The sequence below is a fragment of the Spongiibacter pelagi genome, from assembly GCF_014705705.1.
Lineage (GTDB): Bacteria > Pseudomonadota > Gammaproteobacteria > Pseudomonadales > Spongiibacteraceae > Spongiibacter > Spongiibacter pelagi.
In genome coordinates, this window is sequence record NZ_JACXLD010000004.1 from 245363 (window position 1) to 258767 (window position 13405).

The following is a 13405-nucleotide window of genomic DNA, read 5'->3' on the forward strand; positions in this document are numbered from 1 at the left end:
TTAATTTCCACACACCGAGATGGTAAATCCAATATGAACCTTCACGAGTACCAAGGCAAACAACTGTTTGCCCAATACGGGCTGCCTGTATCTAAAGGCTATGCCTGTGATACCCCGGAAGAGGCAGCGGCAGCTGCAGAAAAAATTGGCGGTGACAAATGGGTTGTTAAAGCCCAAGTTCACGCCGGTGGTCGCGGCAAAGCAGGTGGCGTTAAGCTGGTTAGCAGCACTGACGAAATCAAAGCTTTTGCTTCTCAGTGGCTGGGTAAAAACCTTGTTACCTACCAAACTGACGAAAACGGCCAGCCAGTTTCTAAAATTCTGGTTGAATCCTGCACTGATATCGACAAAGAGCTGTACCTGGGCGCGGTTGTAGACCGTTCTAGCCGTCGTATCGTTTTCATGGCCTCTACTGAAGGTGGCGTGGAAATCGAGAAAGTGGCTGAAGAAACCCCAGAAAAAATTCTGAAGGCGACTATTGATCCCCTGACTGGTGCGCAGCCTTACCAAGGCCGTGAGCTGGCTTTCCAACTGGGCCTGAATCCAACTCAGGTTAAGCAGTTCGTAAACATCTTCATGGGTTTGGCGAAGATGTTCGAAGAGAAAGATCTGGCGCTGCTGGAAATCAACCCTCTGGTTATCACTACCGAAGGCAATCTGCACTGTCTGGACGCCAAAATCGTTATCGATGGCAACTCAATCTACCGTCATAAAGATCTGCAAGAAATGCACGATCCTTCGCAGGAAGACGAGCGTGAGGCACGCGCGGCAGAATGGGATCTGAACTACGTAGCCCTGACCGGTAACATTGGTTGCATGGTAAACGGTGCGGGTCTGGCCATGGGTACCATGGACATCGTTTCTCTGCACGGCGGTTTCCCAGCTAACTTCCTCGACGTAGGTGGTGGCGCGACCAAAGAGCGTGTAACTGAAGCGTTCAAAATCATTCTTGAAGACAGCAAAGTTAAGGCCGTTCTGGTTAACATCTTCGGCGGTATCGTTCGCTGTGACCTGATTGCCGAAGGTATTATCGGCGCGGTTAAAGAAGTTGGCGTAAGCGTTCCTGTTGTTGTACGTCTGGAAGGTAACAATGCTGATCTGGGTTCCAAGCTGCTGTCTGAGTCCGGTCTGGACATCATTGCGGCCACTAGCTTGACCGATGCAGCCCAACAAGCCGTTAAAGCTGCGGAGGGTAAATAATGTCTATTTTGATCAACAAAGACACCAAGGTAATCTGTCAAGGTTTCACTGGTGGTCAGGGTACTTTCCACTCTGAACAAGCTATTGCTTACGGCACCAAAATGGTTGGTGGTGTAACTCCAGGTAAAGGTGGTACTGAGCACCTGGGTCTGCCTGTATTCAACACGGTTCAAGAAGCGGTTGAAGCGACTGGTGCAGAAGCGTCTGTAATCTACGTACCTGCAGCTTTCTGTAAGGATTCTATCCTTGAAGCGGCTAATGCTGGTATCAAGCTGATCGTTTGTATCACTGAGCACATCCCAGTAATGGATATGCTGCAGTGCAAAGTGAAGTGCGATGAGCTGGGTGTTCGTCTGATTGGCCCTAACTGCCCAGGCGTTATCACTCCCGGTGAGTGCAAAATCGGCATCATGCCCGGCCACATTCACTTGCCAGGTAAAGTCGGTATTGTTTCTCGCTCAGGTACCTTGACCTATGAAGCGGTTAAGCAAACCACTGACTACGGTTTCGGCCAGTCTACCTGTGTTGGTATCGGTGGTGACCCAATCCCCGGCTCTAACTTCATCGACATTCTGGCAATGTTCGAGAAAGATCCTGCGACTGAAGCGATTGTTATGATCGGTGAGATCGGTGGTTCTGCAGAAGAAGAAGCAGCGGCTTACATTAAAGCGAATGTAACCAAGCCAGTGGTTTCTTACATTGCGGGTGTTACTGCTCCTCCAGGAAAGCGCATGGGTCACGCCGGTGCGATCATTTCTGGTGGTAAAGGTACTGCTGACGAGAAATTTGCTGCTCTGGAAGATGCGGGCGTTAAAACCGTTCGCTCACTGGCCCAGATCGGTGATGCTCTGAAAGAAGTGACTGGCTGGTAAGCTAGTTCTTCTGTTCTCGCTCCAGTGCTAAGTGCTGGGGCGGGATACCTAAGTGATTAGGTAAAAATAGATACAAAAAAGGCGGCCAATGGCCGCCTTTTTTGTATGTTCTTGTTTTGTCGAGAGCAATTAATTCATTGCCAAACCGTTACGGTTGTAGAAGCGCGCGATGCGATTATATTTTTCTGCTTTGTTTTCCAGTGCGGCAATGGCGGCATTGAATTCAAAGCTATCGCTGCTTTCGCGGCATTCTTCCAGTTTGGTTTCAGCACGGCTGACGTAGTTTTGCATGGCTACAGCAAGGGCGGCAGCGTCTTCGAATTGTGTGTCAGCAATATCTGGGATGGAGGGGGAACCCAAAATGGCCAGAGTGGCACAGCCAGCAAAGCTGGTGTTGGCTGCAAATACCAGTGAAGAAATTGCAACGGCTTTAGTAAGTAAAGATTTCATGATCGTACCTCATAAACGATAAAATGAATGGGTGTTACTGATGCCGTGCAGTGTTACTCATCTACACAACTGTTATCTTAAGGCAAGATTTTAGAATTTTCATTCTAAAATCTATTTCATTGAATTAACTTTAGTTAATCTCAGAATTAGTCAATAAATATGACGTTTTATAGTGCGTCTTTTGACTGTTACCTATTGTGCTAAATTTGCACAAAGTCACGTGTTGCGTGCCATTGCGGTGCGTATTGGGATTTGAATCGCCTTCCTTTCTTATGCGTTCAGTCAGAATTCTTCTCTAGCTTTTCTAATGCCATATTTAGGGCCAAATATTTCTATGGTTTACTTCTTCAATAAAGTGAATCATGATTCACTTTATTGTTGGAGGGGTGAATGGCATACCGAGAAACCACCAAAGTTCTGGAAAAGAAAAGCCAGATGCGAAGCGAGATTCTGCGTTCAGCAGAAACGCTAGTTCGTGTTGGTGGCTTTAAAGCCTTAACCATCCAGGCGCTCGCAAATGATGTAAATATGAGTGTCGGCAATATTTATCGATATTTTGGTAATAAAGATGCGCTTAGCGTTGAGGTGTTTCGGCACTCAACCGAGCGCGAGTTGTTGGCGGTCGCTCAGGCAATTCAGGGGAAAACTGATATTTCGCAATCGTTAGAAGCGGGAGTGCGAGTTTTTGCCGAGCGTGCGTTTAGAGCGCCGGTACTGGCTTGGGCGCTGATCGCTGAGCCGGTAGAGCCGGCGGTTGATGAATCGAGACTGTTTTACCGAGAAGCCTATGCTCGGCTTTTTGAGAAGGTGATCGCTGAAGGGGTGGCTTCGGGAACGTTGCCTCAGCAAATTCCTGCACTTAGCGCAGCGGCAATTGTAGGGGCTTTAGCGGAGAGCTTGCTTGGGCCGCTGGAACACAACGGCCCCGAGCAAGAAGTGATCGACGGACTAGTGCTTTTTTGCCTGCGCGCGGTAGGCGCTTAATACGGAGTAAATGACAATGACAATAAGCGAAAGAAAAACAGTGGAAAGCCCGGTCGTGGACGCAGAGTCTGCAGCTCATACCCATGAGGTGTTTAATCAGGCGCGCCCCCTGGAAAACTACAATATGTTCGCTTCAGATACGGCGCTGAGTGAGGCTGTGAAACGTCATGGTGGTGAGGCTTCGTTGCCTGATTTGGCGGCCTATGGTGTGCGCTGTGGCAGTAGCGAGGTTATCGGCTGGGGTTTTGATGCCAATGAATTTAAACCGCAGTTTGATAGCCACGACCGTTATGGGAATCGTGCGGATCAGGTTCGGTTTCATCCGGCGTACCATGAACTGATGGCGATGGGGCTAAAGCAGGGGATTCATGCTTTGCCGTGGGAGGGGAATACCCGCTCCGCTAATGTGGTTCGTGCCGCATATAGCTATATGCAAACTCAGGTTGAGCCCGGCCACGGCTGCCCACTGACCATGACATTTGCTGCAGTTCCAACTATCCGTCTTACACCGAGTGTAGCTAAAGAATGGTTGCCCCGAATTTTGGCGCGGGACTACCAGCCGGAAAACAAACTTTGGCAGCAGAAAAGTGCGGTCACTATTGGAATGGGGATGACCGAAAAGCAGGGCGGTTCAGACGTGCGCGCCAATACCACTCGCGCTGTAGCTATTGAGGGGCGGGGGCCCGGTGCTCGCTATGAGTTGACCGGACATAAATGGTTTATGTCGGCACCAATGTGCGATGCCTTTTTAGTTTTGGCTCAGGCAGAAGGCGGTTTGAGCTGCTTTCTGGTACCGCGCTGGCGCAGTGATGAAACGAAAAACGCGGTGTTTGTTCAGCGCCTGAAAAACAAAATGGGCAACTGTTCCAATGCCTCTTCTGAGGTGGAGTTTCGCGGTGCGGAAGGCTGGATGCTGGGTGAGGAAGGTAGAGGGGTTCCCGCCATTATTGAAATGGTATCGCTTACCCGTTTTGACTGCATGGTGGGTTCAAGTGCGCTTCAACGACAGGCGGTAGTTCAGGCAGTGCATCATGCTCGTCACCGTGAGGCTTTTGGCAAGCGCTTGATCGATCAGCCATTGATGCGCAATGTTTTAGCGGATCTCCAGCTTGAAAGTGAGGCATCTCTGGCGATGACCATGCGCATGGCGGCGGCACTGGATCAACCTGATAATCACGATGAAAGCCTATTACTGCGGCTCGGTTTGCCCATTGGTAAATATTGGATCTGTAAGCGCACTCCCGGTCTTACCTATGAGGCCATGGAGTGTCTGGGTGGTAATGGCGTTATTGAAACGTCGATCCTGCCGCGTCTTTACCGCGAAGCACCGGTGAATGCCATTTGGGAAGGTTCGGGGAATGTGCAGGCATTGGATGTGATGCGCGCCATGATGAAATCTCCCGAGGCGGTATCGTGTTGGTTGGCTGAGGTGGAAAAAGCCTGCGGCCAATTTGCCGAATTAGATCAGCTTATTGGGCAAATCAAGCAGCGACTCAGCAAACCGGAAAATCTGGAATTTGAGGCGCGTATCCTGCTGGAAGAAATGGCCTTGTGCTTCCAGGCGGCAACGCTGCTTCAGTACGGTGACAGCAAGGTTGCCGAGGCGTATATGTTGTCACGTTTTCAGGGGCGTCATTCGCTCTATGGCAATCTACCTGCCAGCATTGATGTGGACGCGATTCTTTCTCGCGCATTACCGGAAGTTTATTAAGGTCTTGAAATCCGGGGGAGCGCCCCCATAACAGGCAACGAGTAGGGTGATCTCCTCGCGGGATCACCTGTCGTTTGTAATACCGTGTTATGGGATGAACGCATGTCCACTGTAGAAAAAGAAACAATGGGATTTCAAACTGAAGCCAAGCAACTGCTTCAGTTGATGATTCACTCACTTTATAGCAACAAAGAAATCTTCCTTCGCGAGCTGGTCTCCAATGCTTCAGACGCCGCTGATAAGCTGCGCTTTGAAGCCCTTGCTGATGGCAGCTTGTTTGAAAGCGATCCTGAGCTGCGTGTTCGTGTTACCGCAGACAAAGAGGCCGGCACCCTGACCATTAGCGATAATGGCATTGGTATGAGCCGTGAAGACGTGGTCGCCAACCTTGGCACCATTGCGCGCTCTGGCACTGCCGAATTCTTGAAAAACCTCAGTGGCGATCAACGCAAAGACTCCCAGCTTATTGGACAGTTTGGCGTGGGGTTTTACTCTGCCTTCATCGTTGCCGACCGGGTTGAAGTGTTCACTCGTCGCGCCGGTGCGCCTGCGGATCAAGCGGTACATTGGGAATCTTCCGGCGAGGCTGATTTCTCGGTAGAAGCGCACAATATGGCTGAGCGCGGCACCAAGGTTGTATTGCACTTACGCGAAGATTGTAAAGAATTTGCCGATGATTGGCGTTTGCGGTCCATCATCAAAAAATACTCTGACCATATCGGTATTCCGGTTGAAATGCCCAAAATGGCAAGCCCGGCAGAGGGTGAAGAAGAGCCTGCAGATAAGGCGCCAGAATTCGAAGCCGTTAATGCGGCTACCGCGCTGTGGACCCGTCCTCGCACCGAGGTGAGTGATGAGGAATACCAATCCTTCTACAAGCATATCAGCCACGATTTTAGTGATGCCTTGTATTGGAGTCATAACAAGGTAGAAGGCAAGCTGGAATATAACAGCCTGCTGTATCTGCCCAGCCAGCCGCCGATGGATATGTGGAATCGCGATGCGGTACGCGGGCTGAAGCTCTATGTGCAGCGCACCTTTATTATGGATGACGCTGAGCAATTCCTGCCTTTGTATCTGCGTTTTGTGAAAGGGGTGGTGGATTCAAACGATCTGTCGCTGAACGTTTCCCGCGAAATTCTGCAACAAGATCCGGTTGTGGATTCGATGAAAGGCGCGCTGACCAAACGCGTGCTGGATATGTTGTCGAAACTGGCTAAAAACGAGCCGGAAAAATATCAAACCTTCTGGAAAGCCTTTGGTCAGGTGATGAAAGAAGGTCCGGCGGAAGACTTCAGCAATAAGGACAAAATCGCCAAGCTGCTGCGCTTTGCGACGACTACAGACGATAAAGTCGAGCAGACACATTCGCTGGAAGATTACGTTAGCCGCATGAAAGAAGGCCAAAAAGACATCTTCTATGTGGTTGCCGAAAACCACAAAACCGCCGCTAACAGCCCGCATCTGGAAGTGTTCCGCAAGAAAGGCATTGAAGTTCTGCTACTTTCTGACCGGGTCGACGATTGGCTGATGAACCATATGCATGAGTTCGACGGCAAAACGTTAAAAGACGTGGGTCGTGGCCAACTTGATCTCGGCGAGCTGGAAGGCGAAGACGAGAAAAAAGCCCAAGAAAATCTGGCAGAACAACACAAAGACCTGATCGAGCGTGTTTCTAAAGCGCTGGGCGAGCAGGTTGAGTCGGTTCGTGCGACCGCGCGTTTGACTGATTCTCCCGCCTGCTTAGTGGTGGGTGAAGATGATATGGGTGCGCAAATGCGCCGCATTCTGGAGCAGGCCGGTCAAGCCGTGCCGGAAAGCAAGCCGATTTTTGAGCTTAACCCTGAGCACCCGCTGGTATTGAAGCTGGATAAAGAGCCCGACGAAGATCGTTTCGCCGATTTGGTTGATGTGCTTTTCCAGCAGGCGCATTTGGCCGAGGGCGCGCAGTTGGATGATCCCGCCGGTTATGTTCACAAATTGAATAAGCTCTTGCTTGAGTTGAGTGCTTGATAATCAAGGCGGCGTAAGCCGCCTTTTTTTATCGTGGTATTACACAGGTTTTCGCGCTGAGGGGTGATAAACTTGCAGAAAATCATAAAACGCTGGGGGAGAGGCTTAAATGCCGAATAAGCACAAGGTTGCCGTAGTGGGTGGAGGCAGTTTTGGAACAGCCATCGCCAATATTATCGCCGATAACGGTCACCAAATTACCCTGTGGATGCGCAGTGAAGAGCGCGTTAATGAGGTAAATAAGCAGCACACTAACGCCACCTATCTTCCCGATATATCCCTAAACTCAAATCTCAAAGCGACTACCGAACTCGATGTTGCGGTACGCGATTGCGATATTGTTTTTGTCGCGGTGCCGAGTAAATCTTGTCGCGATGTTTCCAAACAATTAAAGCCGCTATTGTCGGCGGGTTGTATGGTCGTTAGTACCACTAAAGGGATTGAGTCTGATTCCAATAAGCTAATGAGCGAAGTATTGGCGGAAGAGTTGGGCGATGTGCGCATTGGGGTAATGAGTGGGCCGAATTTGGCCAAGGAACTCGCCGCCCGACAAATTACCGGTACGGTGATCGCCAGTGCGGATGAGAGCTTAACTGAAACCATTCAGGACTTGCTGCAGTGCAGTTACTTTCGGGTTTATGCCGGTCATGACATCCACGGCGTGGAATTGGCGGGCGCCTTGAAAAATGTCTACGCCATTGTTGCCGGTCTGGCAGCCGCGCTGGGTTGTGGCGCCAATACCATTAGCATGTTGGTCACACGCAGTCTGGCGGAAATGAGCCGCTATGCGGTGCATAAAGGTGCTGACCCCATGACCTTCTTAGGGTTGGCGGGTGTGGGTGACTTGTTTGTTACCTGCACCTCACCGCTGAGCCGTAATTATCGGGTTGGTTTTCAACTGGGGCAGGGCAAGGCGCTGGATGACGTTGTTGCCGAACTTGGCCAAGTGGCAGAAGGGGTAAATACCCTGAAATTGCTCAAGCAGGAATCTGAGCAATTAAACATTTATATGCCTCTGGTCAGTGGCCTGTACGACATTATCTACAATGCCCGCTCGGTGGATGAGGTTATTGGCTCAATGATGTGGGCGGACCAAAACCGGGATGTGGAATTCTCGGTTAAGTCATCCTGAGCTACCCGTGCAAATTTTGTTGATGCGTCATGGCAGCGCTGCATGGGATGCCCCGACTGATGAACTACGGCCGCTGACCGAGCGCGGTGAGCTGGAAGTTGCGTCCGCAGGCGAATACCTGAAGCGCATGGGATGGATTCCTGATGCCATTTGCCGCAGCCCTTTTTTACGTGCGCGACAAACAGCGGATATTCTGAATCAACCGTGGCGACTTGCTATTGAAGAATCGGTGGCGCTCACACCAGAAGCTAGCTTGGCGCAGCTTGAAACCCTTCTCGGTAACTATGCCTCGTTCGAGCGGGTTTTGCTGGTGGGTCACAACCCGCTATTCAGCAATGCCTTTAATTATTTATGTGGCGATGCAAATACGCGCTGGGGTTTGCAGCCGGCAAGTCAGGCACTGTTCGTGATAGATATTATCGGACAAGCCTGCGGCACCGCCTTATCGCTTCGACACTTTCCGTCCTATGAATCGAATGCCCTGTGAGTTGATCTGAAATGGTTGAAGAATATTCCCTTATTCATGATGGGCTCAGACTCGCCGGGCGTTTGTGGGGCAAAGGCAATGGCCCGAAAATTATTGCCCTACATGGCTGGTTTGATAATGCCGCCAGCTTTGATGCCTTGGCTGAAAAGCTAACCAAGAAAGTGCCTGACTGCCAAATACTGGCCCTCGATCTTCCGGGGCATGGCCATAGTGATCATAAACCCGCCTCTGGCAATTATGCGATTTGGGACGATTTGCGCTCGGTCGTGGGCGTGGCAGATGCGCTGGCTTGGTCATCTTTTTATCTTCTGGGCCACTCTCGAGGCGCGATGATGGCGGCCATGCTTGCCGGGGCTTTGCCTGAGCGGGTATTGGGCGTGGTTTGCTTGGATGGTTTGCTGGCAGAGCCCACGCCGCAAGAGCAATTGCTGCCTCAGTTGGGCGAGTACCTGCGCGACTTTAGTCGGGAGCAGCGTCCGCCACGGGCTTTTTCGTCATTGGAAGAGGCCGCTGACGCTAGAATCCGCGTAATGAGCATGAAGCCGGAATCCGCATTGAAAATCGTTGCGCGCGGTACGACGCAAAATGCCGATGGCAGTTATTCCTGGTCCAGCGATCGTCGCTTAAGTTTGGCATCTCCCGTTAAATTAAGCATGGAGCAATGGCGGCTAGTAGCGAAGCCTTCGGTACCGGCGATGTTTATTTCCGCTAAACAGGGTTTGGGACCGGAGATTCTCAAACTACTGCCTGAGTTATCCGCGCACTTTGCGGTTCATGAGCTGGAGGGCGATCACCATTTCCATATGGATGTGGCGGTGGAAGGGATTGCTGAGCTAGTGGGGGAGTTTGTAAAAAACTAAATTGAGTGGATAGCTCTAAACGCAAAAACCCGATACTTTCTTACGAAAGTATGCCGGGTTTTTTATGTTTTGGTACGACCGGGTGGATTAACTCAAAACAGGCTGCCGCCTGTTTTTCCCTTTCAGGCTTCGCTGCCCGCTGAAAAAAAACGCGACAGCTCGGTTCAAATTGCGATGCAATTTGTCGAACCAGCGGTGTTTCTCAATCACTCAGTACGCCAAATGCAAAAAACCGGCACTTTCTTGCGAAAGTAAGCCGGTTTTTCGAATTTGGTACGACCGAGTGGATTAACTCAAAACAGGCCGTCGCCTGTTTTGCCCTTTCAGGCTTCGCTGTCCGCTAAAAAACGCGGCAGCTCGGTTCAAATTGCGATGCAATTTGTCGAACCAGCGGTGTTTCTCAATCACTCAGTACGCCAAATGCAAAAAACCGGCACGAGGCCGGTTTTTTTAGAATTTGGTACGACCGAGTGGATTCGAACCACCGACCCCCACCATGTCAAGGTGGTGCTCTAACCAACTGAGCTACGGTCGTATTAAGAAGGCGCGCATTATAATCAGGGTGTTGTTACATAACAAGTTTTTATCCTGATGACTTGTCTAAGAATGCCTGCTGTTTAATGGCCGTTAATTGATCTCGCAATCTGGCCGCATCTTCAAATTCCAAGTTTTTAGCGTGTTCCAGCATCTGCTGTTCAAGTTGCTTGATGGTTTTGGCGAGTTGCGCTGGCGATTGGTTTGCTGCATTGGCGAGGTAGTCGGCATCAGGTTCGGCGACTTTGCGCTTGTCACCTTTGTTACGTACCACTTTTGAGCCGGGAATAGCACCTGCTTCGAGAATATCAGCAATGGATTTCTTGACGCCCTTGGGAACAATGCCGTGTTCCTCGTTATAGGCAATTTGCTTGTTGCGGCGGCGCTCGGTTTCGTCGATGGCGCGTTGCATGGAGCCGGTAATTTTGTCGGCATAGAGAATGGCTTTGCCGTTGATGTTGCGAGCGGCGCGACCAATGGTTTGGATTAGGGAGCTGGTTGAGCGTAAGAAGCCTTCTTTGTCGGCATCGAGAATTGCCACCAGTGCAACTTCGGGCATATCCAAGCCTTCCCGCAGCAAGTTAATCCCTACCAGCACATCAAATTTGCCAAGGCGAAGGTCGCGGATAATTTCCACGCGCTCAACGGTGTCGATATCGGAGTGCAGGTAACGGCAGCGCACGTTATGTTCGTCCAGATATTCGCTTAAATCCTCGGCCATGCGCTTGGTGAGGGTAGTGACCAATACCCGCTCTTCGGCTTTAACGCGCAGCTGGATTTGAGAGAGTAGATCGTCAACTTGATTGGTGGCCGGGCGAATCTCCACTTCGGGGTCGATCAATCCCGTGGGGCGTACCACTTGCTCAACAGTGCGATCTGAGTGCTCTTGCTCGTAGGGGCCGGGCGTGGCCGAAACTAGAATGAGCTGCGGCACCAGTTTTTCCCATTCCTCAAAGCGCATGGGGCGGTTGTCCAGCGCTGAGGGCAGGCGAAATCCGTATTGCACCAGCGTTTCTTTGCGTGAGCGGTCGCCGCGATACATGGCGCCGATTTGAGGAATGGTGACGTGGGATTCATCCACGACCACCAGCGCATTTTCAGGCAGGTAGTCGAATAGGGTAGGTGGGGCCTCGCCGGGGTCGCGGCCTGACAAATAACGGGAGTAGTTTTCGATACCGTTGCAGTAACCCAGTTCACGGATCATTTCTAAATCGTAGCGTGTGCGCTGTTCCAAGCGCTGTGCTTCCACAAGCAGGTCATTGCTGCGCAAATGTTCCAGCCTTTCCTTCAGTTCCTCTTCTATGAAATCGACGGCTTTGAGTAGGGTTTCCCGTGGCGTTACATAATGGCTTTTCGGATAGATAGTCACGCGCGGATATTTGCCAAGCGCTTCACCGGTTAGCGGATCAAAGCCGCTAATGGTTTCAATTTCATCATCGAATAGTTCAACGCGAATGGCGTTTTTATCACTCTCCGCAGGGAAAATATCAATCACATCGCCGCGTACCCGATAAGTACCGCGCTGAAAGGCAATGTCGTTGCGGGTGTACTGAAGCTCTGCTAGCCGTCGCAATAATTTACGCTGATCAATCCGTTCGCCACGAACCAGATGTAACACCATTTTGAAATAGAGTTCGGGATCGCCCAAACCGTAAATCGAAGACACCGAGGCTACGATAATGGCATCGGAGCGTTCCATCAGTGCCTTGGTGGCGGAAAGGCGCATCTGCTCAATGTGGTCGTTAATCGAGGCGTCTTTTTCAATAAAGGTGTCGGAGGAGGGAACGTAAGCCTCGGGTTGGTAGTAATCGTAGTAAGAAACGAAATACTCCACCGCATTATTGGGAAAAAACTCCTTAAACTCGCCGTACAGCTGGGCCGCCAAGGTTTTGTTGTGGGCCATGACAATGGTGGGGCGCTGCATTGCCTCAACCACATTGGCGATAGTGAAGGTTTTGCCCGAGCCGGTAACCCCTAATAGTGTCTGGCTGTGCAAGCCAGCCTGAAGCCCTTCAATCAAAGCCTTGATCGCTTTGGGCTGATCGCCGGATGGCTGATAATTGGAAACAACTTCGAATGCTTTACTCATACTTCTTTATAACTGCGCGAGGTGTGGGCGGACAAGTTTTAGCCGTGAGTTTTACGGCGACAGTATAAACATTGATCACTCTGTAAGCTGCGGATAAATAAAACAAAAATCTCTAGTAAAAAAATTAAAACAGGGCTTGACGCTCCCGGGAAACGTCTTTAATATGCGCGGCCTTAGCTGATGAAGCTATTCCGCCTTAGCTCAGTTGGTAGAGCAAATGACTGTTAATCATTGGGTCGCTGGTTCGAGCCCAGCAGGCGGAGCCAAATTTAAAAAGCCCTGAAGTCCTAGACTTCGGGGCTTTTTTTTCTCCTTACGGTTTTGTTGATGGTTGGCTAGCACCCTATTAACTACTGATGAGCACAATCTGAGCACACTAGCTCTCAGAAGTGTTGGGTAGATTAGATCTAGTCATGGAGGCTATTCACAAGCTTCCTAGCTCCACGGCATCCTTTTTAACCACGCCTCAGAATACTGGGGAGCGAAGCTGTTATAGGCGCTTATACTCTTTAGCCACGGTGGTATTGATTTCAGCGGCCAGCAGTTGGGCATCACGCATCGTTTGTTGAACCAATTCCCAATTTGACCAGTGTTGAGCCCACTTCTCCTGACCCACTAGCTGCTCAAAATCGACTTGCGTTGGTTGTTGCCATTGCTCGTAACGCTCAAGCTTTTCCAATCTGGCGGCAATATCGGTCACACCTTTTGTTTTAGGTGATAAGGCCGCATCACTGACTATCCACATCCGCCAGTCTTTATTGCCCTTTGACTGATTGCACTTGCCGCACGCGGGAACGAGATTGTGAATCTCAGAAATGTAACCTGTTGGCTTCTTGTCCTTTACCAAGGGGCGAAGATGATCCCACTCAGACGCCACACTACCGCAATAAATACATTGGAAGGATTCGTGGTCCATTCCCAATATCGTCAGCGCTTCTTTGACTTCCTCATTCGTAGGCTCAATGACCGGAATGATTGAGTTAATAAAGGAGTTGGTAATGCTCGAAGAGCGCCCGGTGATTTTCATCGGCTTGGGCATTTTAAACAGCGATAGATAGTCCATAGCATTTAGT

The 13405-nt window shown here is 50.5% G+C and carries 11 protein-coding genes and 2 tRNA genes; 9 read left to right on the plus strand and 4 right to left on the minus strand.

Features of this window, described 5'->3' with window-relative positions; translation table 11 throughout:
• Positions 1-33 precede the first annotated feature (33 nt).
• Positions 34-1200 carry an ADP-forming succinate--CoA ligase subunit beta gene (gene sucC, locus IB286_RS09140; protein ID WP_190764718.1) on the plus strand — a complete coding sequence of 389 codons (1167 nt, stop codon included), beginning with the start codon at positions 34-36 and terminating at the stop codon, positions 1198-1200.
• Positions 1200-2072 carry a succinate--CoA ligase subunit alpha gene (sucD, locus tag IB286_RS09145; RefSeq protein WP_190764720.1) on the plus strand — a complete coding sequence of 291 codons (873 nt, stop codon included), beginning with the start codon at positions 1200-1202 and terminating at the stop codon, positions 2070-2072. The genes sucC and sucD overlap by 1 nt, the downstream gene beginning before the upstream one ends.
• 129 nt (positions 2073-2201) lie before the next feature.
• Here the strand turns inward: sucD and IB286_RS09150 are convergent, their stop codons facing one another.
• Positions 2202-2522, minus strand: coding sequence for a hypothetical protein (locus IB286_RS09150; protein WP_190764722.1), 321 nt, complete (start codon positions 2520-2522; stop codon positions 2202-2204).
• Between the two features lie 390 nt (positions 2523-2912).
• Here IB286_RS09150 and IB286_RS09155 point away from each other — a divergent pair, with 390 nt between their 5' ends.
• From IB286_RS09155 to IB286_RS09180, 6 genes are all read left to right on the plus strand, one after another.
• Positions 2913-3506: a TetR/AcrR family transcriptional regulator gene (locus IB286_RS09155; protein ID WP_190764724.1), complete on the plus strand. Its 594-nt coding sequence runs from the start codon at positions 2913-2915 to the stop codon at positions 3504-3506.
• 16 nt (positions 3507-3522) lie between these two features.
• Positions 3523-5217: an acyl-CoA dehydrogenase family protein gene (locus IB286_RS09160; protein ID WP_190764726.1), complete on the plus strand. Its 1695-nt coding sequence runs from the start codon at positions 3523-3525 to the stop codon at positions 5215-5217.
• Between the two features lie 102 nt (positions 5218-5319).
• Complete coding sequence (gene htpG / locus IB286_RS09165) at positions 5320-7230, plus strand: molecular chaperone HtpG (RefSeq protein WP_190764728.1); 1911 nt, start codon at positions 5320-5322, stop codon at positions 7228-7230.
• Between the two features lie 109 nt (positions 7231-7339).
• Positions 7340-8362 carry an NAD(P)H-dependent glycerol-3-phosphate dehydrogenase gene (locus IB286_RS09170; protein WP_190764730.1) on the plus strand — a complete coding sequence of 341 codons (1023 nt, stop codon included), beginning with the start codon at positions 7340-7342 and terminating at the stop codon, positions 8360-8362.
• A complete protein-coding gene (gene sixA / locus IB286_RS09175; RefSeq protein WP_190764732.1) occupies positions 8334-8849 on the plus strand; it encodes a phosphohistidine phosphatase SixA in 516 nt (171 codons plus the stop codon). The genes IB286_RS09170 and sixA overlap by 29 nt, the downstream gene beginning before the upstream one ends.
• 11 nt (positions 8850-8860) lie before the next feature.
• Entirely contained in the window at positions 8861-9709 is an 849-nt protein-coding gene (locus IB286_RS09180; RefSeq protein WP_190764734.1) for an alpha/beta fold hydrolase, read from the plus strand.
• A gap of 458 nt (positions 9710-10167) precedes the next feature.
• Here the strand turns inward: IB286_RS09180 and IB286_RS09185 are convergent.
• Positions 10168-10244 (minus strand) — tRNA-Val (locus IB286_RS09185).
• A gap of 48 nt (positions 10245-10292) precedes the next feature.
• Entirely contained in the window at positions 10293-12332 is a 2040-nt protein-coding gene (gene uvrB, locus IB286_RS09190; protein WP_190764736.1) for an excinuclease ABC subunit UvrB, read from the minus strand.
• 190 nt (positions 12333-12522) lie between these two features.
• Between uvrB and IB286_RS09195 the strand changes: the two genes are divergently transcribed.
• Positions 12523-12598 (plus strand) — tRNA-Asn (locus IB286_RS09195).
• A gap of 224 nt (positions 12599-12822) precedes the next feature.
• On the opposite strand, the gene IB286_RS09200 is transcribed toward IB286_RS09195, so the two are convergent.
• On the minus strand, positions 12823-13395 hold the full coding sequence (locus tag IB286_RS09200) for an HNH endonuclease (RefSeq protein ID WP_223826251.1): 573 nt from the start codon (positions 13393-13395) through the stop codon (positions 12823-12825).
• Between the last annotated feature and the right edge of the window lie 10 nt (positions 13396-13405).